Consider the following 22,512-nt stretch of genomic DNA (forward strand, 5'->3'; position numbering starts at 1 on the left):
TCAATTAATTACAAGAGGTGATTTTTTTGGAAAACATAGTGACAAGCGATGTCCAGTTACGAGATGTCATAGAGGAGGATCTTCCCGTATTTTTCGTGCAACAACTTGACTCAGCAGCAAACTATATGGCAGCCTTTACTGCCAAGGACCCAACAGATCGGGATGCATTCACTGCCCACTGGGTCAAGGTTTTAGGCGACAAAACTATCCAAAAAAAGACTATACTCTTCAATGGGCATATAGTTGGCCACATCTCGAACTTTGAACAGTTCGGTGTGCCAGCAGTCAGTTATTGGATCGGAAAGGAATACTGGGGCAACGGCATCGCAACCAAAGCACTCTCAAAGTTTCTGGATCACGTAAAGACGCGGCCCCTTTATGCCCGTGTTGCCAAAGACAATATCGCCTCTATCCGCGTCTTACAAAAATGCAATTTCAAGATTTCCGGCGAGGACAAGGGGTTTTCCAACGCACGCACTGAAGACGTTGAAGAATTTATTTTGATACTAGATACAAATGACCATTAACATAATAAAACGAACGTTGTAATTGCAAACACTCAATTAAATTTGGGTGTTTTATTTTTGATTTATCACATCGTGTGATGTGTTAATCACTCATTCCAACAAATGATCGTCGGATTCTCATAAACGAAATCTTTGCCCAAAAACTCCCCGAACGTCATTTCTTGGTAACCGCTCTCTGTTTCGAATCTTCCGCTACTCTCGAAAGAAACTTCTGACACCTCTTCGATTGGCGTCTGGTCCTCTTCTCTAACGAGTGAGTTGCATAGTTCCAGAGCCTCTTCTTTCGTTTGCGATACTACGTATGTCGTATAATCCTCGCCTACTCCGAAAATCTTGAATTCCATACCATTCGCCTCCATTTATCATAATTACCGTTGTGTTAAGCAATATACTGTTCTGCCGATTTTCTCAGGCGTGATCTGCGTTAGGTTGAAGTGATCCATAATATCATCAAAGTCGTCTCCAATATCCGTGTCTTTGATTTTCTCCATAATCATCCACGCATCGGCTATGTTTTGGAGTGGGTTCCAAAGAGACGAATCAAACAAGTTACCGTTATCGCCATACCAAAAATCTGTTTCTCCGTAACGTTTCCACCCCATGATCTTAGTTGCCAGAGTTAGAACGATTTGCTGCTCGGTCATTCGTCATCCTCCTCCGATTCAACAGGCTCCAATGAATCTGTGCATGGTTGGCAGAACCAGCGCCCTGCTGTGCTAAGATTCTGCCCTTCGCGCTTCCTGCACATCACGCAAACCTTTTCTTTATCCACGTTCTCGCCCTCTTCCCTCAATAACTATTGTGATAAGTAGCTTCTTTCTCTCTGCTTCTTTTTCGCGAGCAGCTCTTTGGCATAATTCAAGCCATCATCCGTCTCAAGCCAAGCATCTAACTTTTTGAATGAGTTAAGTGTTTTGACTACGCCCTTTTCTTTCAAATGATTAAGGTGCATGTTCACTATTCCGACTAAACGATTCTCGGGATTTCTAAGGTGTACCTCAAAGAATTTAAACCCGTAGAATTTAGCAGACGCCACTGCTCTTGCGGTAACTGCTTCCATCTCTCTTTCCTCCCTACACATTTTGTTAATTCTGGTATGGGCAACTGCCCATACAAATAATTGCTCCGATGAATAGGCTAAATGGATAACTTGCCTAGGAGATGATTTTATGTCCAGTGGAAATGACTATTATCAACTCATCCAAGATTTGCAAAAGGCGATTCAAGGTGAGTATGAAGCGATTCAGTTTTATCGTGCATTAATACCAATGGCGCCTCCTGATCACCGAAAGTACATTGAGCAAATCGAGAGTGATGAAAGAACTGAGCACATCGTAAACTTCTCGAATTTGTATCGTCACCTCACTGGTAAAGAACCGAGTGTGCACCACGGAAAGTTACCAACTGATTATGTGTCTGGACTAAAGAAGGCTATGGATGACGAACAAGAAGCAGCGGAATTTTATCAAAAAGTCTACCTCGGGTCGAATGACCCTTTCGTCAGGAAAATTTTCTTTGAAGCAATGACTGACGAAATGCGACATGCAACTAGAATATCTTTCTTATACAGTAACTTTTTTTTAGAGGACGGCAGAATATAGACTCCATAACAAGGGAGACAATCCCTTGTTTTTTTGTCTCAACTCCTCGTGGCATAATGACCACAAAGGAGTTGGGTACATTGGAAAAATCGTTCTACTACTCTGTCCTTTGGTCAGAGATTAGTTACTTGAAAGAAGCACTGACAGCTATGGAGATTCCGTTTGCTATCGAGCAACCATCCGATCGACTGCACCTTGATGACGGTGAGGTAGCTTTGGTCTTCCCAGATCTACATGTCAGGGTCTACAACCATATCCGAGAGCTACTTGGCGGCCACGGTCAACGCTATCCTCAATGAACCAATTGGGCTGGTTCTGGTTGTTCCTCGGGTTTCACCCAAATTTCCTCCGCAGCCATCATCCATGTCCCATCCTGTTCTGCCAACATCGATCGTAAGATGGTTTCTGCTATCGCCTTGGCAGCCGCTGGGGGCACTGCATTCCCGATACGTTCCCTCCATCTGGCATCATTACTACCTACCAGCTCAAAAGGTGTGCCGTCATGCAACAATTCAGGGAAACCTTGCAGCATTGCCAACTCAAAAGTGGTAAGAGGTCGGTGCCATGTGCCATCTTCCGCAATGATGATCCACGTTCCCCTCTCGTTATCAGCAGGAATGCGTGGATCAGCTACTGCTGCGGCTCCAGCATGAATATCACCACTGCCGATAACAGTCTTGGCAGGCTCGTCCCAGCTCTGTACCCCCAGCGTTCCGGATCGAGGCGTACATCCAAGGCGAGGGTCAGCTATGCTTTGTGCTCCCGATTGAATGTCAGGTGTACCGGTCACCGTACTGGCCGGGCCATCCCAGGCAAGGATCTGGCGTTTGTTCGTGTATCCCTTATCCACACCAAGGCGTGGGTCTGCGATGCAAGGCGCGCCATTGTTAGGGCGAGCAGCTCCAGTTATCGTGTTAGCAGCTTCGTTGTACCGCATGACACGATAAATTGCTCCATGTGTTCCGTCTTTGAATTTTGTTCGCGGATCGCTGATCGCAGGAGCGCCGCTTCCAAATCGGGTCCCCGTGACGCAGGATGCCGATTCATCATAACTTTCAACCCGGTAAACCCCTGGATGACGACTACCTCTCTCTTTCAATCGCGGATCAGAGATAGAAACAGGGGCATTCATGATTCGTCCTGCTGAACGAATGGTCTGGGAGTGACTCTCCCAATCCTGCACCCCATAACCGCTTGGATACATGCTCTCAAGTTTCAAACGTGGATCCGAAATGGCCTGCATGCTGTTACTTCTCCCGAAGCCAGGGGCACCTGTAACGGCTCCGCTTGGCTCATCCCATGCTCCAACCCCCATCGCGCCTTTACGCGGCTCATAGGCAATCCTATAGTTCTTCCAATCAATCTTTTCGAGGTCCCGCCAGTCTCCCCCAGCCGGAATAAGAGCCAACCTTACCCACGTTTTCCATTGCAAATTCGGCAGCTTGTGCATCGCACCCCCTGCCGGGTCATTCGGCAACGGTAGTGGTCCGATCACTTCTCCGATAGCTCGAACACGTCGGAAAGGCGGTTTGTATATGAAATTAGAAAGCTTTTGAGGATTACGAGCGATCAGGAGATAACGGCGACGATGCTGGGCAAGACCTCCAATTTCTCCGCAGTTGTGACTTTCATCGTGGAAAACGTAGCCATACTTGTTGAGAAGCTGTTTGATCTCTTTAAGCAGCGCAGCTCCTCTTGAGGTAATTCGAGGGACATTCTCCAAAAGGAAAAGGGCCGGCAAATCATCTTCGAATGCTTCCAGGCATAAGCGTAAGCCTCTGACTGTCAGCTGATTTAGCGCCTGATACTTCATTGTTTTTGCTGATTTTTCCGGAAGCAGACCACTGAACCCTTTGCAGGGCGGGCTGGTAAAAACGATGTCAGGTGAACGACTACCTGCAGCCCTCCAAATATCATCTTGCCCGACCTCCTGCCAGTCATTTGGAGGCTCCTGCCCATGAAAAGCACGATATTGCTCCTTGCTGAACAAATCCATTCGATATGCTGGCGCTCCAGTGATCCTTTCAAAATCCGCGCAGCCGTCTGGGTCAGCATCAATTCCTGCAACTGTCTGGATTTGTCCTACCGCTCCGCGCCATTCCTCTTTCGCTTGTTGAAATCCCAACGCTCCTCCGCCGATTCCGCAGAAAAGGTGCAGGGAGGTAAAAGTTGTTTTCATTTCGTCCCCCTCCCGTTCCAAGGCTGTCTTGCTCCGCCAACTTTCCAATTGTTCACTTTCGGGTTAACGATCGACTGCTTAATATGTTCATTCACCTGTCTGGTGATAATTCCACGTTTCCAAGGGTGATCCGGTTTAGGTTTTATGGCTGTCATATGATCCCGCCTTTCTTGGGGAGTGGAGCAGCATTACGCTGCCCCTGGCTCCTCCCCGTTTTGCTTCGCCAAATGTTCAGCTACGAGCTTCTTGTATTTCGACCACGCCGCTTGCAGCTTGGTGGAAGAGATATTGATAGATGCAGCAATTTTGATCCAAGTCTCGCCACCGCGTCGGCGGGAGAGCAATGCAGGGAAGTCGTATGTGATCTCTTCGAACACTGGAGCTTGTCCGCTCAGAATGAAGTTCTCTACTGCCTCTTTATCGATGGTGCCCTCTGCCTCTGGAGTTACCGACACGTTCTCACCACTGTCCACATCTCCAGATTCTTTCGACGTTTCTCCAAACACAGGTAGGGAATCGTCTACCTCCTCGCCCTCGTCATCAAAGATGGCAAACTCGTGGCTATCAGATACACCATTTTCAGCAGGTGCTGCCGGTTCCTGCTCATTGTCCGTAGCTGGTGCGTCATCTTGTGCGACTGGTTTTTCTTCGCTGTCATTTGCTGCCTTTGGCTTATCCTTGCCCTTTCTCCACTCGTCCCATTTCAATGCCATCGGAGCGACACGGCTGCGGTACTGGTCGACAAGATCCACGATCTTACCACTCGACATTTCAAGTTCAGAAGCAATTTTCATGTAAGTCTCACCCGCCAGCTTCCGAGAAATGATATTCTGGAAGTCATAAGGCAAATCATCAAATTGTGGAGCAAATCCCTCGCGAATGAAATCATCGATGACGGTACGTTCTGCCTCTTCTTGTTCCTCTTTTGTCGGGATTTTCTCTTTCGGCAGACCCAATTCCGCTTCAAGCTGTTCTCCCTCTGGTTTCACTTCATGAACAATTCCAGTGTCGTCCACTTTGTATCCAATCACAGGCTTATTGGTTTGGGTGTTAATCGCAACGTTATAGTTAACAACCAGCGAATCTAGCGTCGCTTCCGCTCTGCGATCGATCATGCTGCTCAGCGGATCAATCTTGCCCTGCAGATCACTAATGCTCGTTTCCAAAACAATCTCAACGATACCCTTTGGTTTCAGGTTTACTTTCTTCACCAGCGGTTTAAATTCCATGTAGCTCATCTTCCACACTCTCCCTCAGTTTTTATATGTCGAGTACTAACTGATTTTTAGATGGCTTGTTTTTTCGTGTGAGCTTGTCCTTCTCAATCAGACCGCCAGCAATCGGCTCTATTTCGATTCGCGGGTTTACCCGGTCAATTTGAAAATCCTGATACTGAATCAATGCCTGACTGTCATCTTCGTAGATGATCCCTTCCAGAGCATCAGCCCAAGCTTTATCCGTGTTATGACAGTCCTTCGACTTGGCGTCGTTCCAGTAGATCCAAACGCGAAGGATTACTTTCCGGCCTACTACCGGCTCCCAATCGTAATCCATTGCCCAATCCACAGCAGCCTCCGACACCCGCTCTTTGTACAGTTGCCCCCATTTACCGAGCGTTGGCCGATTTTGAACGATCGTGTAAAGGTGGTTCCATGTAGGCACGACCCAAATATTTTCCATCTGCTTTGTCGTTTTGTTTCGGCGTCTCTTTTCCATCAGCAGAGGGATAATCAACCTACTCATCATGGGATCAAGCGCCTCTCCGTTCATTGCGCTTCCGTTCAAATCGAGCCCACTCATCCTGAAGCTCAGCCAGGGATGCCTCTTCCACAGGCTTACCGCATGCTTCTGTTATTCCAAGTCGCAGTAATTTGCTCAATAAAACTTCTCGCAATAATCTCAAGATGTCTCTCCTCCTTTTCGTTTCACCATGTAAACAAAATGGTTGTCTTTTCGTACAGCTTTGTAATCGGGGTACCTTTTTGCGTATGCAGCCCACCACTCTTTCATAGCAGCTGATCGCTTATTCATGTCTGTTATTGCTAGCAATTTTGCTGGGATTGGTACCTTTACCGGGATTACTTCAGTCACTCCGTTTATTTCCTCCGCCATGGAGCATCGTCATCCTCCTCATCGTCTTGGCCACCGTGAACATCCTTGATACTCATCTGGCGTGTTAGATCAACGAATTTGTTGTACTCCTTCAGGAAAGCCAGCTCGACGGTTCCAGTTGGGCCGTTACGTTGTTTCGCGATAATGACCTCGATCACGTTCTTGTTCTCCGACTCCTTGTCGTAATAATCATCCCGATAGAGGAACGCCACGATGTCCGCATCCTGCTCGATGGAGCCCGATTCCCGAATGTCTGACATCATCGGTCTCTTGTCTTGCCGTTGCTCGACGGACCGGCTCAATTGCGACAATGCGATGATGGGTACGTTTAGTTCTCGAGCAATGCTCTTGAGAGTTCTTGAGATTTCCGAGACTTCTTCCTGTCTGTTGCCCGTCTTGGTCCTCAATCGTACCAGCTGCAAGTAATCAATCAGGATGGCCCCAAGCCTACCACCGTGTTCGTTCATCAGGCGCATGGCCTTCGCTTTGATGTCACTTACCGTAATACCAGGGGTATCGTCTATGAAGATCGGTTTCTTGGATAAACTGGCAATGCTGTTCGTGAGTTTCAGCCAATCATCAGCCTGCAGTTTGCCTGTTCTTAATCGTTCTGCCTCGATGTTGCCTTCCGCACAGATCATACGTTGCAGAAGTTGTTCCGCACTCATTTCCAGCGAGAAAATAGCGATTGGATCTGTTGTTTCATCTGCTGCTTTCTGTGCGACATTTAATGCAAAAGCTGTTTTTCCTACCGAAGGACGAGCTGCAACGATGATCAAATCAGATCTTTGCAAGCCTCGTGTTAGCCGATCCAAGTCTCGGAAACCACTTGGCAAACCTGTTACCTCACCCAGTTCGTTATTCGCGTTTTGCTCGATGCTGTCGTAGACATTGAGCAGCACATCCTTGGTAGGACGAAATCCTTTGCTTTGGGAACTCACAGCTACTTCTTGGAGCGTCTTTTCCAAGGTCTCCACAGCAGCCGCCAGGTCTACCTCTTCCTCGATTAGCCTCGGCAGCCGGAGAGCAGCCAGATAAAGCTTTCGTAGGTTTGCCTTCTCACGAACGATACGGGCATAGTGTTCAACATTGGCCGCAGTGGGAACGGACCGCGCGATCTCTGTCAAATACGTGACGCCCCCCACTTCCTCCAACAGCTTGTCGTCCTGTAGTTCCGATGTAACTGTAACAAGGTCAATAGGCCGACCCTTTTGATTGAGTGTCACCATCGTCTTAAAAATGTGCTGGTGCTGAGTGGAATACATGTCCTCTGGCATGCAGATAGAGAATGCCAATGGGAAGTATGTTTGATTCAAAAACAGCGCTCCGATTACACTCTGTTCAGCCTGCATACTCATTAGGGATGGACTGATTAACTCGGTTTCTGTCGCGATGTTATCCAAGCCCCTTCACCCTCCCAGCCAGCCAGTCATGATGTCTGTCGTTGATAAGGCCGCGCTCGCTTTCTCCATTCAGCGTAACGGTGACCGAGTTTTCAAAGATGCGATCTGCAATCCTCGTGCCCTGATTACCCATCCAGTGTTCCAACCCTTCTGGTGTCAGGTTGCTGGAGTAAATGATGGGACGCTTCTTGCTTCTCGCATTAATGACGTCCAGCAATTTCTCTGCTCGGGAGTCATATGGGACCTCTCCACCCACATCGTCCAAGAGTAAAACATCGCAGGTGTAGAGGACCTTCAGGAGCCGACGCTCGTACTCGTAATCCTCTACCTTGGCAACCTCTCTGAACCGTTGGAACATGTGATAGGTCGTCATGAATACTGCCGATGCTCTCTGCCCGATCAAGTCCCTGTAGATTCCGGTGAGCAGGTGGGTCTTTCCAAGGCCATTTGTACCGTTGATGTATATTCCCAAACCCGGACGCTCTTTTTGCCACTCGCTGTATGTATCCGCGAAGTTCTGAGCTATTTTGAGTGCATTCTCTCGTCCAGGGCGCCTGCTGTAGTTCCCAAGCGTTGCTCTTGGGATAAGCTTGTCTCGGCTCGTAAACTCTTGGCATAAGGTTAGCCAGTCACGTCGCTTCTTTTCCGCCTCAAGAGCCTCTCTTGCCTTTGTTTCGCATGGGCAGGTAACGGAGCCCCATCTGACTTGACCAAACATCTCAAAGCGTTTCGGTTCAAGATGTGTACCGCAATGAGGACACTTCCTTGCAGGCGGTTTAGAAACTTCTACGCTTCTGGTGATACTCTGCCCGTCCTGAGTCAGTACCTGTTGGAGCGACTTCACGGCTTGCACCTCCCTGATTCCTGAGCTTTAGCATCTTCTGACGAGCTTCGTATTCAGTCGTTCTCCTGATAATTCCGTAGGTGTATTCTTCCGGCTTATCGTCATGCTGCATGATGTGAACACTGAGTGCGTATAGGATAATAGCTGCCCGACCGTCCGGGTTATCTGCCAGTTTCTTGTTTTGCCAATACGACAAAATCTTGTCCCATATCTTCCTGGCTTTGCTGGTTGCGATCCGTCCCGTTGCTCTCGTCAGGCGGATGGTGTTGAAGTATTCAGTGAAGAGTTTTCTTGGCAAAGTGGATATGGGGTTGACGAGCATTTGCGAGTCAACAAAGGATTCAACATGCTCCAAACTTGCCAATTGCTCGCATAAGTCTTTTAATTCTTTTTGTTGTTTATCTGTAGTTAATACTGTAGTTAAGGAGTCGCCCTCAAATTCGCCCTTGTATTCGCCCTTCAATTCGCCCTCATCCTCTTTTGATGTGCCATGAACCATTGGTGCTAAAGGCTTTTCTAGAGGTGCTAATTCGCCCTCGCATTCGCCCTTTAATTCGTCCTTTAATTCGCCCTTTTTGGTGTAAAAATCGAGGTTCTGGAACTGGTCGTAATGCATGATGGTAATCCGAATTCCCCTCTTACGATCCTTGAAAGACTCGATTGAGATGAGCCCCTGCAGCTTCAAATGATCCAATGAACCCCTGATTTGCTTATCCGTCCATCCTGTATCCTTCGACAACTGGAGTGTAGAGGTGATGAGCTGCCCCCGCTTACATCCAGCCGTATCTTTGTAGTTCGCCTGCTCGACCAAGTCGAAAAATAGCAGCTTGTCCCTTTTTGATCGCCAGGATGAACGGGGGAGGACAAAAAACCCCGTTGTCCCGTATTCTGATATGCCCATCCCCTGCCTCCTCTCATGACACTCGTCGATGGCTCACTACCTCCAGAAAGGTCAAGGGGACTTCCCATATGTGGAGCTTTCTTCTCCCCTTGCCTTTCAGCACCGCCCATTCTTCACCGTTGCGCCGAAAGGTTTTTGAGACCTTCCAGCGCATGAACCGAAGCTCGTATTCTTGACCTTTCATGCTTCTCACCCCCACAGTCACGCGGAGCAGAGAGGAACGACCTTTTTCGTCCCCGTCACTTTATGCTCCAGATGCCATTCGGTCGGCAGCTTCTTCCGGATCAACCAGTTGTCCGGTTGGAGCTTTGGCAATAGGTGCTTCAGGAACTGCTTTTCTTTCAGCTGTAATCCCCGTGTCTTCATCCCGTTTCCCCCTCACGGCTGGTCAAAAAGGTTGAAATCATCTTCATCCGCTTGTCCATCGTTGTGCTGGCCGCGGGTTTGTGAAGCGATCTCGAGCTCCATAATTTTTCGGAGGCCAATGACTTCTGGAAGCTTCAATTGACGAGCTGTTTTTCCGGTTTTCTCCTTGATGAATGCCTTCAGATCATCTTCGGTATACTGCATTTGCTCACTCAGATTACGAATTTCTTCCCATCCTTTTTTCATCTCGACCTCTGGATCGATACGCTCCCCTTCTTCGACTTCGATCGTCTTCGTAGGCGTCATATCAATCACTGGCTTGGATTGGTCTGGTTGGTACGTCGGAATGCTGGAGGTGGGCTCGCTCTGCTGCTCGTCCTCTCCGATCTCGATACCGAACTGGAGCTTTAACGCTCGCTTGATCGCATGTTTGCGAATCATGTCATCGTAGTAATTGGCCCACATGTTCTTGTTGTTACCTGTCTCCATCGCCTTCGTTTCTTCTTTACCGATCAGGACCAATACAGAAGGGAAGTTTTTACGATGAGCAATGCAGTACGCGCCGACAGTCTTCCCGCGGGTAAATCCATTAACCTTATGTTCCACCTCGGCCTTTATCACATCAGCTTGAAAATGGTCGTTTTCTTTCACAACCTCTGCCGTAAAGCCAGCGAAATCCTCACGGCGCCTTGCGATCGCCTGGATGCCCTCCACGCTGATCTGAATGTTGGCTTTGTCTCCGTACTTGATGAAGTAGATCTGGTTCAGAAACGGATTTAATTGCGCCGACTGGCACATGTTGATGAACAAGGATAGTTCGTGCGGTGTCGCACCGCGCGCAATAGTATTGACTAGCGTATCGCGCTCTTCCTTGGTGAAAGCAGGGACCACATTATTTGTAGCCACCTGCGCGATAGCGTTTTGACTCATGAAGCCTTCGCCTCCTGTTTAGCAGTAGTTTCGATTTTCAAAGGACCAGGCACAACGCGAGAGATGAATACTTGTGACGGAACCCTCGGGATCTCCACAACACTTTCTGCGTTGTCGATGAAAACTGGAAAGTGATTACCGGACAGATTCATAAGGGCTGTGGCTACTTCCAGGCCTGCTTTCATCTTTTCCGAAAGGGACAGCAACCTGAATGGAACACCGCCGCGCTCTATCTCAAACGTTGGCTTGTAATCATCTGTCGATTTCACATGATCAAACAGGCGGACCGACACTGTGGTAAAGAGATTGTTGATTTTCATCACCATCAGTTCTGCACGCTTGGCACGGAAGTTTTTCACGCAGCTGATCATGTAGTTGGCATGTGCGAATGCCTTGCTTTGCGTCTTTGCTGCTTCTTCTGCTTCGTTTACTTTCTGGTTCATTTCAGTGATCCGTGCTGCCGCAGCCTTTACCCGCTCGAGCATCGCTATTTCGTCCAGAAACGGCTTTGGATCAAAGATTGCTTCGTCTTCTGGCAGCAAGTCCAAATCTGCCTTAAGCTTTTGAATCTCCGTTTTCAGGTTCAGCATCGCCGTTTTCTTTTCGTTGATCTTTACCTGTTGGGCTGTCATCACATTCTCTATGTGAGAATGTGGAAGCCCCTGCTTGCATGTTGGGCACATATCTGGAACAGGCTGTGTGGCCAGATAGTCAGCTTCACTCTTGAGTTGGCGACCATCGTTCATTTTGCGATCAATATCCCGTTGAAGATCTACCCGCCGTTGCTTGATGCCTGAGGACGTCGTCTGCGTAAGTTCTTCGCGGATCTCAGCCATTCGTTCATCGACCTGATTGAACGCGACCGGGCAAGCTTCAATGGTAGCTTTGTCGGCCTCGCCTTGCTCCTGTAAGGTACGGATGCGAGCGCGTAATGCTGTTCCTTCCGCTTCGGATTTCTTGGCAGTCTCGCGCGCGATTTTCTCGATAGCATCCAGTTCACGCTTCTTCAGCTCCGGCTCAAGCATGTCTTTTTCGACGGCAGACAGTTCTGCCAGAACCTCGCCATTCGTTGGTTCCTGGACATAATGAGTGAGCTGCTTGCGCTGCTCCTCCCAATGCTGTGCTGTGAAAAACATAGGATTGAATTGAGAGAGGAATTGTTCCCTGAGACCAATTCTCTTGATGTATTCCTCGAATTGTTTTGCCTTGATTGGCTCTTCGTTAAGGTGATAGGATGTTTTGCCGCCGGCCAATGTTCTCCGGAACAAAACAGGCTTTTGATCAAGATGGATGAGGGCTTCCACATATGTTTCAGCTCCCTGGTATGTGGTGGGCAGAGGATCGAGCTTAATGCCCATTGCGTCTGTTCCGTAAAGTAGCCAGGAAATCGAATCCGCGATCGTTGACTTTCCTTTTCCGTTGTCACCCTCGATTTCGACTAGGTGACCACCTTGGATTGCTAAATATCGGTGGCCTTTAAATTCGTTGATGACCAGCTTTTCAATTGTTACTTTCAAGCAAATACCTCCCACTTGTTTTTTGGGGGTCTATCCGCTACGATAAATTTGATTCCCAATCGTGCATCAAGACCGAAGACTCAGCGTTGCCGCGCTGGGTCTATTATTTTTTGTAGGTTTTTCCAAAATCGTGTCGAATAGAATCATTAGCGATTTCTCTTAATCTAACCGCAGACGAGGTGATAATCTTGGATACAAACTTAACTAGAGATGCTGATGCCCTTATTTGCCTTCTCTATAAACACTATTGCTTGAAAAAGAAGGACGGTATGTCTAAGGCACAAGCTAAAATGTTTGGAAGCTCGGTAGATATTCAACAGAACATCATCCCGAATATGTCCCATGCAGATGTTGACGAAACCTGCAAAGAGTTAGGCAGAGCAGGACTCCTCGATAACCTTTATGCAGACGATATTGCATACGTTGTGATCTTGTCAGACTCCGCTGTAGTCTACATGGAAAACAGATTCAAGAACGGATTAGATAGCGTTTTAGATTACTTATCAAAGATTAAAGGGTTGATCCCGTTTATTTAGTTTGTTTGAAAGTCTTTTCGTACCCTGCTATTAATTCTTCTAGCGGGGTATCTCTTATGTGTTCCTCTGAATAAATGTGACCGGCTCGAGAGTAATATCTCATTGGGCGATGAAACTTTCTTATCCCAACTGCTTGCATCCACTTCTTCTTATCTTCAGATATTTGAACATCATCGGATTGAAGCCGCTTATTCAATAATCTCACCTCCTTACCTTTAGTCACGAGGCTGCCGCGCCCCAACCTCTACGCGACCGTTGCAGTTCCTTGCCTGCGCCACTCTTTCACCTCGTTATGTATGACCTGTCTCATCAGTGCCGGGCGGTCATCTCCGGCAGACCAGGGGGATTAGCCCCGGTTTCGACTATTTGAACAACCGTCTTGCCTGGTCTCTTACACCTTCTTGGAATTCCCCCGTCACCATCGTCGCACGCATATCAATCAAGAGTTCCAACTCTTCGATCACATCGCGTACAGTCCAGGCTAATTTGTCCGTTCTCTCATCTGAATCGAAGGCCAAAGGGAGCAATTGTTGCTGCCGTATCAATTCCGTCTTTTCAATGTGTTCTGGGAAGTCAAGCAGTGGCGCGTTCAAGGTAACCCTCCTCCTGCTTTGACACCGGTATAGGGACCAACCCGTTCAGAAAATCACGCAGGCGGCATATCTCATCCCAGTTTTGCAATACGATCGTTTGACCAGGTGACCACCCGATCCCAGCAATAAAATCTGGTGTTGACTCTATTCGGAGCGTTCCATCCGTTTTGTATGTGGCCATACGCTCAAATTGACCACCCAGCAGCTCATTGGACACGATACCTTTCTCTTTCAATCGATCATCTAGATTCATGACTTGTCCTCCTATGTAGAATTGTGGTATTCTTCCGATATCGAATTTTTTCTAAGCCGTCTGTTCGCTGCAGGCGGTTTTTTCTTTGTAACGAGAAGCTATGCTTTCAACCATCATTTGCTCACGCGCTTGCTTGATTTCTGCGACCTTGTCTGCAATTGCCCTGTCATACACTGGGTTCATCGTCATCCCCTTACTTTCAGAATGGTCAGCTCTTTCCCTTAATGACTTGATAATCCATCCCAACTCTTCCTCATCCACCGGTTGCTCACGCTTGATCTTTGCGGCAAGTATCCAACGCTTATCTTTCAGCAAATCGATTGGTGTAAGAGCATCCCGCCTGGCCTTCTCAATCAGAGCAGTATGGATAGTGTCCCGATCCGTTGCAGAAAGGATCTCCAAGGTTTCTGGCCCCAAATATGCAGTCAAAGAAGTGTCCCTCCTGTAAATAGAATTTCTTGGCGCTCACGTCGCATTAATTCTCGTGGATCTCTCACAACGATTTCGTGCGCTCTCGCCTCAACTAACCAATTGTGTTGGTGTATCGCAGGATCAATTCCGTAACGCTCGTCCATCAGGATATGTACGTCGTCACCAGCTTGGAAAAGGTCCTCGATTTGTTTGCCAAGGTGCGTCAAAATCCGTTCGTCATCCTGAGTGACCGGCTGCCATGGGCGCCTGGTTCTTTCCCACTCAATCACGACTTCTGCCTCCTTGATAACGTCCCGGCATTGTTTGATCAGATTATTGAGTGACACCGTCAGACTAGCCATCAAACGTGGATCAGTTGGCGGAGGAGCATCACCATACAGATGCTTAATCATTCGGATTGCATAATGATTGCCACAAGCTTGGACAAAATCCTCAGCGTCCTCCCGCATCGGAGTCGCTCGGCCGTTTATTACATCAGAAACCCACCTGGCCGATCGACCGATCTTCTTCCCGAGCGTCTCATACGTCAAATGTTCACCTGTCCTTTGGTGACGGAAGGCGTATTCGCAAATATCGCTGATCCGAGACCGCGAGTAAATGCTAACCGGCGCGTTACTGTTCCTCATCTGTTCTCCTCTTTTCTATTTGGTTTTCTAAGTACAATGAAACTGTGCTCATCTTCCAGACACTCCCTCGGCTGCTCACCGAGGGTTTTTCTTTAACCGACAGAGCTATTTTCGTCTCTTGCCGTCTGGCCGGTGGCTTTTACGCAGTGGCGTCGGTGCTCGTCTAACGGGTGAAAGCATTAACTTAAGGTCTACTGGTCTGTGTTGGGATAAGATTTCTTGAAGCTTTTTGGGATCGGATTGGTTCATATGTACCTCCTAGTCACGCTGGTTCCGGCGCTGAATAACACATTTTGTTGTTTTTATCTTCAAAAAAAATTTGTTCAACAGTAGTTTTTAAAACATCAGCAATCTGTTTGGCAGTATTGAGGTCAGGAGTTCTAGCCCCTGTTTCGTACATTCCATATGCACTTGTACTACATCCAATCTGCTCAGCAATATCTTTTTGAAGTAACCCAAGTTGCTTTCTACGTGAAATTAAATTGGTTCTCTTACTCATTTGGCATCACCTCCAAACAACAATATGTGTTATATCTGTCCTTATAATAAACAACGAATTGTTGTTTGTCAATGAAAATACTCCAATTTGTTGTATTCATTTTCACATTCTGTTGTTTTTGATATACTAAATACAACAATACGTTGTAACGGGTGTGATTTAATATGCCAACGGTTGGCGACAGAATTAGGATTGAACGATCTAAAAGGAAATGGAAGCAAGAAGACTTGGGCAAGAGGATTGGCGTTTCTGGAAGTGCTATTGGTATGTACGAACGTGGGGAACGGAAATTAGACGATGAAACACTCGGAAAGCTGGCTGATGTTTTTGAAGTTAACACTGATTACCTACTAGGTAGATCCAACGATCCCTCATCAACGTACTCAAATGGACAAGTAAACAGAGCCTTTCTAGAGCTCCCTGAAAACACCACTGACGAGGAAAAAGAGTTTCTACAAAAACAACTAGATCTGCAACTAGAAATCTTCCGTAGCCTAAAAAAGAAAGACAAATAAAATAGCCCGTACTTGGGCTTTTCTTTTGAAACAAAAACAGAACATACGTTTGGTTAGGAGCTAATTTCATGTTACATTTCTACTACAAAACCTTTCTTGAAAATAAGGTTGAGGTTTTATACCGATCACATAACATCTTATCTCCGGACCACATTGACATTGACTTAATAGCTGATGTCTTCGGGATCACTATTGTGTCTTTACCAGGCGCAAAAGAAGAAGGTATATGGGATGACTATCGAGCTGCTGTATTCCTAAACGCCAACAAACCTTCTATTGAATCACGTGAAGCTTTCTTCCATGAGCTTAGTCACATCTTACTACACACTGGTAATCAACTTTCTATGAACAGGGGGCTCTTGGAGTTACAGGAAGAACAAGCAAATCATTTTCAACTTTACGCTGCCTTGCCTTTTTACATGATACAGCAGATCCACCTGCCCTCACATGAGGCCGACATCATACATGTTCTCTCCTCAGAGTTCCGGGTTACTCATCAACTTGCTAGAAAGCGCTGGGAACAGATACAACGCCGTGTCTTTTCCGGGAAGCAGCAGCTTAAATTTGAAAACGAGGTTAGAAATCAATATCGCAGGGCCGACCCCTCTAATTGGTCAGACGAAACTAAATCATTGTATGAATTGGCAATACATAGAAAACAACAGAAGGAGTTACACGCAAAATGATTCTGACGATGTATAACCAGTATCAAGACGATCAATCATATCCCATCTGGCTTGTAGTCACCATAGATAAAGACGTTTGGGAAAAAGAAATCGTATACTTTTCTGTTCATCAAGACTTTGAACAGAAGGACGTGGATGAGATTCCCGAAGATATCCTCTCTTTCTCTGTTTGTCTGGAAGACCTTGTTCGCTCCTCGGAGAAATTCGGAAAGGTTGGTATCAATCTAACCCAGGTGAAGAATCGGGTATCAGTGCAGCTCCCAAGACTTCCTGATTCAACCCAACTACTGATACGCGTTATAGATCTAGAAGAAGTCTTGGCCTTTTCCAATATTCGATAGACATGCCTTTTTCTTTAACCAAGAAATAACTGAACTTTGGGGGCACTTTCCATGTTTTACGATACAAGCTAATTGCATGCAAAATTAAACTTTAAAAAGGAGTGTTTTCATTTGATTGCATTATTTGAAGCGATAGATGAGTTTGTTACCTATCTGAAAATTGAGGTTAATCGAAGCAAAGAAACTTATACAGGGTACCACAAGGATCTTTCGCAGTTTCACCGGTTTTACCTGGAGCGATGGAAAGTGGAACCATTTGTTGACGAAATAGAGCCATTTCATTTGCGTTCGTATCTACGATACGTCGCCGAGGAAAAGCAATATAAGACGAACAGTATCATCCGTACTGTGGCTACCTTTCGCTCATTCTTCCGTTTCCTCGAACGAGAAGAGTACATCAGCAAAAACCCTAGTCTGAAAATCGATGCGCCAAAAAAACCAGAAAGTATCCCTCGCTTTATCACCAAGGAAGAAATAGAACGCATTTTATCGGCCATTTCTCAGGATCAAGATCACGGTAGACGAGATTACACCTTAATCCAGGCGCTGCGTTACACAGGACTTAGGGTATCTGAGTTGGCTAATCTAAAAATCAATGATGTAAATCTCGAAGAGGCAACTATAACCGTATGGCATGGAAAAGGAGACAAATACAGGATTATTCCCCTTCATCCAGAGCTAGCTCCGATTTTAAAAGAATACCTAGAACATGTGCGGCCTAAGAGTAGTGATCCACATTTCTTTGTAACCAAAAAAACAGAGACAAAGATCACGACCGGCTACATACGAGTGATTCTGCACAAGGCTACTCAAGAAGCCGGCATTACAAAGAAGGTCACTCCCCATGTCTTACGACATTCATTTGCTACTTCGCTTTACAAGGACCACGGAGTGGATTTGCTACGGATCGGTAAATTACTTGGACATGCTTCCCCTCGGGCAACATCCATCTATACACATACAACGCCTGAGCATCTGCGTGAAGCGTTGGAAAAACTATCATGATAGGAAATAGGAGGTACAAGCTGTGGAATCGAATGAACGCGTTGAAGTGATACTTGATTTGTTTCGTGAGGGACATTCTGCTGAGGAAATCGCTGATCTGCTTGGTTATAAAGGTAAAGGTGGCGTTAGTGGCTATATGCGCCGTCACGGCTACCGTTTCGATTGGACATTAAAAAATTATGTGAAAGATCCGCTGTTGAAGTCTATCGAATCCTCATCTTCTTCAGACATCTTACTTGCAAATGGCAACAATATGGAACAAGCAAAGGTTGTAAATATGCCAGCAGATTCAGGCAATGTATTACAAGAAAATGGCCAGACAATAGCAAATGATAGCCAGCAAACAGAAACAAGCCAGGCACTCCAAGAAACTGATAAGAACTTGCAAGAAACAAATGGGAACTTGGTAGAACTGAAGATTGTGAGGAAAGAGGAAAGAAACAAGGAAGTTTTGCCGATGGATCTGGTTCAAAATCTCAAAGAAATTCTGCAGCATAAAGATCAGTTGCTAATGATGGTGACTGATCAGCCAAAGGATCTCTATATGAAGCGCTATAGGGGACCATCGGTAACGAAAACGGTACAGATCCAGGCACAGCTCTCGGATAGACTGACTGGATTCGTAAACAATACAGGTTACACGGTGAAGGATGTTATGAATAAGGCAGTGGAGGATTTTTTGAAGAGGTATGGAGGATAAGAGCCCAAAGAGGCTCTTTTTTTTTCAGTAAAAAGAGCAGAAATTTAAGGATATTTAATCAAACAAAAAGAAAAAGCCTACCCCTTTCGAGGTAGACCCTTTCAAACCGATATTACAGGTTAACTGGAATAGCAGTAGTAATGTTAGCTTTGTTGCCGTTAGTATCTGCAATATCAGCAGTTGCTTTAGCCTTCAAAGTTACACCGTTAGCAAAGTCTTGTTCGGACAATGCTTTACCTGCAATAGTTACTACAATTTCTTTAGCACCGCCAACTGCAGTTGTAATAGTTGTTCCAGTAACTTTTACACCTTTAACATAAAGGTCAAAGTCTGCAGCGTCACCAGCGCCAGCTACAACATCTTCACTGAAAGTGAGTGTTACTACAGAAGCAGATTCGTCTGCAGGTGTAGTTGCTGGGTCATCCGGAGTGATGCTAGTAACTGCAACACTAGAAACAGTTGGACGAACATTTTCTTTCAGGTATTCTTTTGTAGAGTGTGTTGTCATAGCAACGCCATCTTTGCTCTTAACACCACTAACTTCTACGGAACGAAGACCAGTGTAAGTGTTTGAATCAGCAGCCAATTTTAGTTCAACAACATTACCTGCTGTCAATGTAGCAGATGTTACAGTTGCTCCAGTAACTTTGTAGTTAGCTGCATTTGTTGCGGATGCACCATCAACTGCTTTGTCAAATTTTACTTGAAGTGTGTTGGTATCCACAACCAGAATACCGTTGCTAGCAACGTTATCACCTGTTTCAGCAGCATCGAAAGTTGTATCGAGTGCAGGTGCTTTGGTATCAGCATCGGTACCACGAGTAAATGTGAATGCTGCAGTTGCAGCTACGTTTTGATTTCCAGCAGTGTCGGTTACAAAGTTAAGTGGAAGATCAACAGTGTAAGAAGCACCTTGTACCAATGGTGCAGAAGCAGGTTCAGTAACCTTGTTCAATTCAATAGTAAACTCTTTCGAAGAACCTGCAACTGCTTTAACATCAGAAGCGTTGAAAGAGAGTGTAGTATTAGAAGTAACAAAGTCTACAACCTTCTTAGCTGTAGCACTTACTGCACCAGCATTAACTGTTACATCTTCGCTGAAAGTCAGAGTCAATACTTCTTTACCGTCTTTCTTAGCAACACTTGTAGAAGCAAGAGTTGGCAATACAGAGTCAGTAGTAAAGTTCACAATTTTACTGAACGCGGCATTTTGTTCACCAGACAGATCAGTAAATTTGTTAGCAGCGATTGATACAGTTACAAGACCTTGTTGAGCAGCACTCAACTCAACAACATACTTAGTCTTATCAGTTTTATCTTGAGTCAATTTATCAGTACCAGCAACCAATGCAACGCCACCAATTTCAATGTCGTCTACAGTGAGGCCTTCAACTTGCTCACTCAACTTCAATTCAAATTTCTTAGCGTTTACAGGAGTTACTGCAGTAACTGTTGGAGCTACACCATCATTGATTCCTTTTGTGAAGGAAGTTGTAACTGGGTTAGGGCTTACCAAGTTATCACCGTGATCAGTTACACCTACAAAAGTAACGCTGATAGCTTTACCAGAAGGAATACCAGCATTGCTCAGGTTGAACTTAACGGCATTTCCATCGATAGAAGCACCAGCAGTAACTAGTGCAGAAAGGTCTGTACCATCTGCCAATTTTGCGGAAATTGTTCCAAAGCTCTTAACTGGCTCAGAGAAGTTAACTTTTACAGTAGAAGCATTAACTGTTTCAGTTCCAACCAATGTAGGAGCTACAGAGTCAGTGTAAGATACTTTTTCGTTGTACTCAGCGATGAACGCACCAGTTGAAGACTTAACTGTATCCTTAGCTACAGAGAACAGGTAAGTTCCTTCGGAAGTACCAGTCAGTGTAATAGTAAGAGTTTTAGAATCTGCACTGAACTCTCCAGTTCCAGTCAGGCCAGTACCATTGCTTTTGAAAACGTTGGCTTTAAGTGCACCTGCTGCATCCAAAACAGTGTCTTCATCAACTGCAGTACCAAACTTAACTACCAGTTGTTTAGCGTTAATAGCACAACATTAAGCAGAAAAATCCTATTTTATCCTAATCTCAAACTCCTTGTCTCCCATCGAATTCCACCAACATGATTCAGCGTCTTTTGTTGATCTATATATAATGGAAGAAACTCAACTCAAAAGAATGGAATTCTACATGTTTTGGAAAATAGGGCAACTACATTTTGGTTTTCTAAAGGTTTTGGTACATATACTTTCGCCACGCAGGTTGTCCCAATCCGGTGCAATGAGCGGGTCGCTGAGATCCCATGTCTCCCATAGGATTTCGCAAAATCGCACCGATCGCTCCGCTGTTTTCAGGGGATAAAAACGAAAATGTAGACAAGATTTTTTGTATCTATTTTTATACCTATATATTTATATATATATAATTATATATAAATATAAATAAAATAATAAAGATAAAATCATTTATCCCTAATCCACTTTTTCCGAAAGGCAGCTTCTTTCTCCACCCCTCGTTTTTGTTCTTTTTTGTCTGGGTGGCTCAAGTAGCCACCTTTCGTCTTTCGTTCCTCCTATGGTTATGAAGATATTTTAGATGTAGTACGATCTCTCATCCTACATTCATTTGCCTTGGTTCCTCTATCATTGTCATATAATCCTTCTTTATTCGTTCTAACCTATCTCATTAGAGGATTACCCTCCCATTCCCACCGACGCTGTTGGTGCAGTCGGTACATTTTTATGAAAGGTCCTTGCCTCCACTATGGGCAGTCACTGTATCGTTTTTCTGCGAGACATTAGCGCGTTTGTTTTCTCCGATTGGCGGGGCGATCGGTGCGATTTGGTCCTAGCCTATGTCCCTCAAGGATTCCCACCGACCCGGTTATCGCACCACAAAAGGTATCCTCTGGCGTAACTTCTTAATAAGCCACCGTGTGCGCTAGCTTCCCCGATTGGCGGAGTGAGCGGTGCGATTTGTCCCCATCCCATATGGCTCAAGGATTCCCACCGACCCACTTATTGCTCCACAGGGTGCTTCTGGCCGGTTCGTCACTACAAAAATAGTGCCTGGAAACCATTTTCTTCTCTTCAACGGCATAAGGTTCTATATAAGACCAAGCAATAGCAAAAAAGGATGATGAAAATGCGAAGATGGTCGATCGGTTGTCTTACTTTACTTTTATTGTTAACCCTGATTTCTCCAGCATCAGCTACCTCATTTGAACGCGTTTACTTACACAAGGTCATGGACAACAATAGTAAAGCCCTTGTAGTTCGAGCGAACGGAGATATGTACATGATTGAATACGGCGTTGGAGTGATCTCCATTTGGATGTACGAGGGAAAAACAGTTTTTATTTCCTCACCAGGAATCTTCGCAGGTGCGGGATCCAAAGTCATCCTGCCCGACGTAAACCAAGAAGCACCAATCTGGAATTCCACTTTTGTTGAATATACAATTCGTCCTTTACCCGTACCACCCTCGACTTTAGTACCAGCACCAAGTCCACAAGTTCCTATGGTGAAACCAACCTTTGGGAAGACCGTAGTGATTATTGCTGTTGAGAAAGCACCGCTGCTTAAAGATACTGAAAACAAAGCAGAGAACCTCATAGGGTTCCTCCCCTATGGTACACCGCTAGAATTGGATAATGTGAATCTATCTGGGTGGTACGCGGTCGTGTTTGGAAAGACAGCCTTATACGTGTCAAAGAATAATACAACCAGCTTTAAGACCATATCACCGAAGGTCATTAGTGTCAGATTGGATAAGGGGTATTTGTTTAATATCCCTTCTGCGCAAGGAAATTCCCTTGGTTCATTTGTTAAATTTACCCCTCTTGCAGCAATAGGTGAGAATAAAAACTTCTGGTTTGTGCTTTATCCAAATGGCGATGGAACATTCACTAAGGGTTTTATTTCAAAAAACGTAGCTTATTAAGTAGAACACTC

The 22,512-nt window shown here is 45.7% G+C and carries 30 protein-coding genes and 1 other RNA gene; 10 read left to right on the plus strand and 21 right to left on the minus strand.

What is annotated here, in order from left to right; genetic code table 11:
• The first annotated feature begins 26 nt into the window (after positions 1-26).
• On the plus strand, positions 27-527 hold the full coding sequence (locus EDM59_RS01640; RefSeq protein ID WP_122922043.1) for a GNAT family N-acetyltransferase: 501 nt from the start codon (positions 27-29) through the stop codon (positions 525-527).
• 86 nt (positions 528-613) lie between these two features.
• Here EDM59_RS01640 and EDM59_RS01645 read toward each other — a convergent pair whose 3' ends face one another.
• From EDM59_RS01645 to EDM59_RS01655, 3 genes are all read right to left on the minus strand, one after another.
• Positions 614-871, minus strand: coding sequence for a hypothetical protein (locus tag EDM59_RS01645; RefSeq protein WP_122922044.1), 258 nt, complete (start codon positions 869-871; stop codon positions 614-616).
• 24 nt (positions 872-895) lie between these two features.
• A complete protein-coding gene (locus tag EDM59_RS01650) occupies positions 896-1,171 on the minus strand; it encodes a BC1872 family protein (protein ID WP_122922045.1) in 276 nt (91 codons plus the stop codon).
• A 152-nt stretch (positions 1,172-1,323) separates the two neighbouring features.
• Positions 1,324-1,587 carry a hypothetical protein gene (locus EDM59_RS01655; RefSeq protein ID WP_122922046.1) on the minus strand — a complete coding sequence of 88 codons (264 nt, stop codon included), beginning with the start codon at positions 1,585-1,587 and terminating at the stop codon, positions 1,324-1,326.
• A 109-nt stretch (positions 1,588-1,696) separates the two neighbouring features.
• Here EDM59_RS01655 and EDM59_RS01660 point away from each other — a divergent pair, with 109 nt between their 5' ends.
• Together EDM59_RS01660 and EDM59_RS01665 are read left to right on the plus strand one after the other, a co-directional pair.
• The gene (locus EDM59_RS01660; protein ID WP_122922047.1) at positions 1,697-2,128 is read left to right on the plus strand and encodes a ferritin family protein; all 432 of its coding nucleotides are present in this window, start codon (positions 1,697-1,699) and stop codon (positions 2,126-2,128) included.
• A gap of 56 nt (positions 2,129-2,184) precedes the next feature.
• Complete coding sequence (locus tag EDM59_RS01665; protein WP_246010856.1) at positions 2,185-2,427, plus strand: hypothetical protein; 243 nt, start codon at positions 2,185-2,187, stop codon at positions 2,425-2,427.
• Here EDM59_RS01665 and EDM59_RS01670 read toward each other — a convergent pair.
• The 10 genes from EDM59_RS01670 to EDM59_RS01715 form a co-directional block, all read right to left on the minus strand.
• The gene (locus EDM59_RS01670; RefSeq protein WP_122922049.1) at positions 2,421-4,307 is read right to left on the minus strand and encodes a DNA cytosine methyltransferase; all 1,887 of its coding nucleotides are present in this window, start codon (positions 4,305-4,307) and stop codon (positions 2,421-2,423) included. The two genes, EDM59_RS01665 and EDM59_RS01670, sit on opposite strands and share 7 nt — an antisense overlap.
• A gap of 188 nt (positions 4,308-4,495) precedes the next feature.
• Positions 4,496-5,545, minus strand: coding sequence for a hypothetical protein (locus EDM59_RS31340; RefSeq protein ID WP_246010861.1), 1,050 nt, complete (start codon positions 5,543-5,545; stop codon positions 4,496-4,498).
• Between the two features lie 22 nt (positions 5,546-5,567).
• Positions 5,568-6,053: a RusA family crossover junction endodeoxyribonuclease gene (locus tag EDM59_RS01685; protein ID WP_246010863.1), complete on the minus strand. Its 486-nt coding sequence runs from the start codon at positions 6,051-6,053 to the stop codon at positions 5,568-5,570.
• A gap of 4 nt (positions 6,054-6,057) precedes the next feature.
• Entirely contained in the window at positions 6,058-6,210 is a 153-nt protein-coding gene (locus EDM59_RS30870; protein WP_183192766.1) for a hypothetical protein, read from the minus strand.
• Between the two features lie 193 nt (positions 6,211-6,403).
• Positions 6,404-7,777 (minus strand): replicative DNA helicase, encoded by a 1,374-nt coding sequence (gene dnaB, locus EDM59_RS01695; protein ID WP_122922088.1) that lies wholly within the window; start codon positions 7,775-7,777, stop codon positions 6,404-6,406.
• A gap of 37 nt (positions 7,778-7,814) precedes the next feature.
• Positions 7,815-8,666 carry an ATP-binding protein gene (locus EDM59_RS01700; RefSeq protein WP_122922051.1) on the minus strand — a complete coding sequence of 284 codons (852 nt, stop codon included), beginning with the start codon at positions 8,664-8,666 and terminating at the stop codon, positions 7,815-7,817.
• Positions 8,599-9,567, minus strand: a complete 969-nt coding sequence (locus tag EDM59_RS01705) for a hypothetical protein (protein WP_122922052.1) — start codon at positions 9,565-9,567, stop codon at positions 8,599-8,601. Before EDM59_RS01705 ends, EDM59_RS01700 begins: the two co-directional genes overlap by 68 nt.
• Before the next feature lie 201 nt (positions 9,568-9,768).
• Positions 9,769-9,933, minus strand: coding sequence for a DUF6906 family protein (locus EDM59_RS30875; RefSeq protein ID WP_183192767.1), 165 nt, complete (start codon positions 9,931-9,933; stop codon positions 9,769-9,771).
• A gap of 12 nt (positions 9,934-9,945) precedes the next feature.
• On the minus strand, positions 9,946-10,863 hold the full coding sequence (locus tag EDM59_RS01710) for a RecT family recombinase (protein WP_122922053.1): 918 nt from the start codon (positions 10,861-10,863) through the stop codon (positions 9,946-9,948).
• Positions 10,860-12,380, minus strand: coding sequence for an AAA family ATPase (locus tag EDM59_RS01715; RefSeq protein WP_183192768.1), 1,521 nt, complete (start codon positions 12,378-12,380; stop codon positions 10,860-10,862). Before EDM59_RS01715 ends, EDM59_RS01710 begins: the two co-directional genes overlap by 4 nt.
• 188 nt (positions 12,381-12,568) lie before the next feature.
• On the opposite strand from EDM59_RS01715, the gene EDM59_RS01720 reads away from it, so the two are divergent.
• A complete protein-coding gene (locus tag EDM59_RS01720; RefSeq protein WP_221176032.1) occupies positions 12,569-12,916 on the plus strand; it encodes a hypothetical protein in 348 nt (115 codons plus the stop codon).
• On the opposite strand, the gene EDM59_RS01725 is transcribed toward EDM59_RS01720, so the two are convergent.
• The 7 genes from EDM59_RS01725 to EDM59_RS01755 all read right to left on the minus strand — a co-directional run bounded on the left by EDM59_RS01725 (position 12,909) and on the right by EDM59_RS01755 (position 15,319).
• Positions 12,909-13,112 carry a hypothetical protein gene (locus EDM59_RS01725; protein WP_122922055.1) on the minus strand — a complete coding sequence of 68 codons (204 nt, stop codon included), beginning with the start codon at positions 13,110-13,112 and terminating at the stop codon, positions 12,909-12,911. The two genes, EDM59_RS01720 and EDM59_RS01725, sit on opposite strands and share 8 nt — an antisense overlap.
• Before the next feature lie 99 nt (positions 13,113-13,211).
• An RNA gene (locus EDM59_RS01730) (hammerhead ribozyme type II) lies at positions 13,212-13,280 on the minus strand.
• Positions 13,279-13,509 carry a hypothetical protein gene (locus tag EDM59_RS01735; protein WP_122922056.1) on the minus strand — a complete coding sequence of 77 codons (231 nt, stop codon included), beginning with the start codon at positions 13,507-13,509 and terminating at the stop codon, positions 13,279-13,281. The genes EDM59_RS01730 and EDM59_RS01735 overlap by 2 nt, the downstream gene beginning before the upstream one ends.
• Entirely contained in the window at positions 13,490-13,762 is a 273-nt protein-coding gene (locus tag EDM59_RS01740) for a hypothetical protein (RefSeq protein ID WP_122922057.1), read from the minus strand. The genes EDM59_RS01735 and EDM59_RS01740 overlap by 20 nt, the downstream gene beginning before the upstream one ends.
• Positions 13,763-13,813: 51 nt before the next feature.
• Complete coding sequence (locus tag EDM59_RS01745) at positions 13,814-14,191, minus strand: hypothetical protein (protein WP_122922058.1); 378 nt, start codon at positions 14,189-14,191, stop codon at positions 13,814-13,816.
• Positions 14,188-14,820 carry a helix-turn-helix domain-containing protein gene (locus EDM59_RS01750; protein WP_122922059.1) on the minus strand — a complete coding sequence of 211 codons (633 nt, stop codon included), beginning with the start codon at positions 14,818-14,820 and terminating at the stop codon, positions 14,188-14,190. Before EDM59_RS01750 ends, EDM59_RS01745 begins: the two co-directional genes overlap by 4 nt.
• Positions 14,821-15,082: 262 nt before the next feature.
• Positions 15,083-15,319 (minus strand): helix-turn-helix transcriptional regulator, encoded by a 237-nt coding sequence (locus tag EDM59_RS01755; RefSeq protein ID WP_122922060.1) that lies wholly within the window; start codon positions 15,317-15,319, stop codon positions 15,083-15,085.
• 164 nt (positions 15,320-15,483) lie between these two features.
• Between EDM59_RS01755 and EDM59_RS01760 the strand changes: the two genes are divergently transcribed.
• From EDM59_RS01760 to EDM59_RS01780, 5 genes are all read left to right on the plus strand, one after another.
• The gene (locus EDM59_RS01760) at positions 15,484-15,834 is read left to right on the plus strand and encodes a helix-turn-helix domain-containing protein (protein WP_122922061.1); all 351 of its coding nucleotides are present in this window, start codon (positions 15,484-15,486) and stop codon (positions 15,832-15,834) included.
• 68 nt (positions 15,835-15,902) lie between these two features.
• A complete protein-coding gene (locus EDM59_RS01765; protein WP_122922062.1) occupies positions 15,903-16,520 on the plus strand; it encodes an ImmA/IrrE family metallo-endopeptidase in 618 nt (205 codons plus the stop codon).
• Positions 16,517-16,861, plus strand: coding sequence for a hypothetical protein (locus EDM59_RS01770; protein ID WP_122922063.1), 345 nt, complete (start codon positions 16,517-16,519; stop codon positions 16,859-16,861). Before EDM59_RS01765 ends, EDM59_RS01770 begins: the two co-directional genes overlap by 4 nt.
• Positions 16,862-16,972: 111 nt before the next feature.
• Positions 16,973-17,866, plus strand: a complete 894-nt coding sequence (locus EDM59_RS01775) for a tyrosine-type recombinase/integrase (RefSeq protein ID WP_183192769.1) — start codon at positions 16,973-16,975, stop codon at positions 17,864-17,866.
• Between the two features lie 22 nt (positions 17,867-17,888).
• On the plus strand, positions 17,889-18,566 hold the full coding sequence (locus tag EDM59_RS01780) for a hypothetical protein (protein ID WP_122922065.1): 678 nt from the start codon (positions 17,889-17,891) through the stop codon (positions 18,564-18,566).
• Positions 18,567-18,678: 112 nt separating this feature from the next.
• On the opposite strand, the gene EDM59_RS01785 is transcribed toward EDM59_RS01780, so the two are convergent.
• Entirely contained in the window at positions 18,679-20,550 is a 1,872-nt protein-coding gene (locus tag EDM59_RS01785; RefSeq protein ID WP_122922066.1) for a hypothetical protein, read from the minus strand.
• Between the two features lie 1,306 nt (positions 20,551-21,856).
• On the opposite strand from EDM59_RS01785, the gene EDM59_RS01790 reads away from it, so the two are divergent.
• Entirely contained in the window at positions 21,857-22,501 is a 645-nt protein-coding gene (locus tag EDM59_RS01790) for a hypothetical protein (protein WP_122922067.1), read from the plus strand.
• Positions 22,502-22,512 lie beyond the last annotated feature (11 nt).

Origin of the sequence: Brevibacillus nitrificans, from assembly GCF_003710965.1 — a bacterium.
In the GTDB taxonomy this organism is placed as follows: Bacteria; Bacillota; Bacilli; order Brevibacillales; family Brevibacillaceae; genus Brevibacillus; species Brevibacillus centrosporus.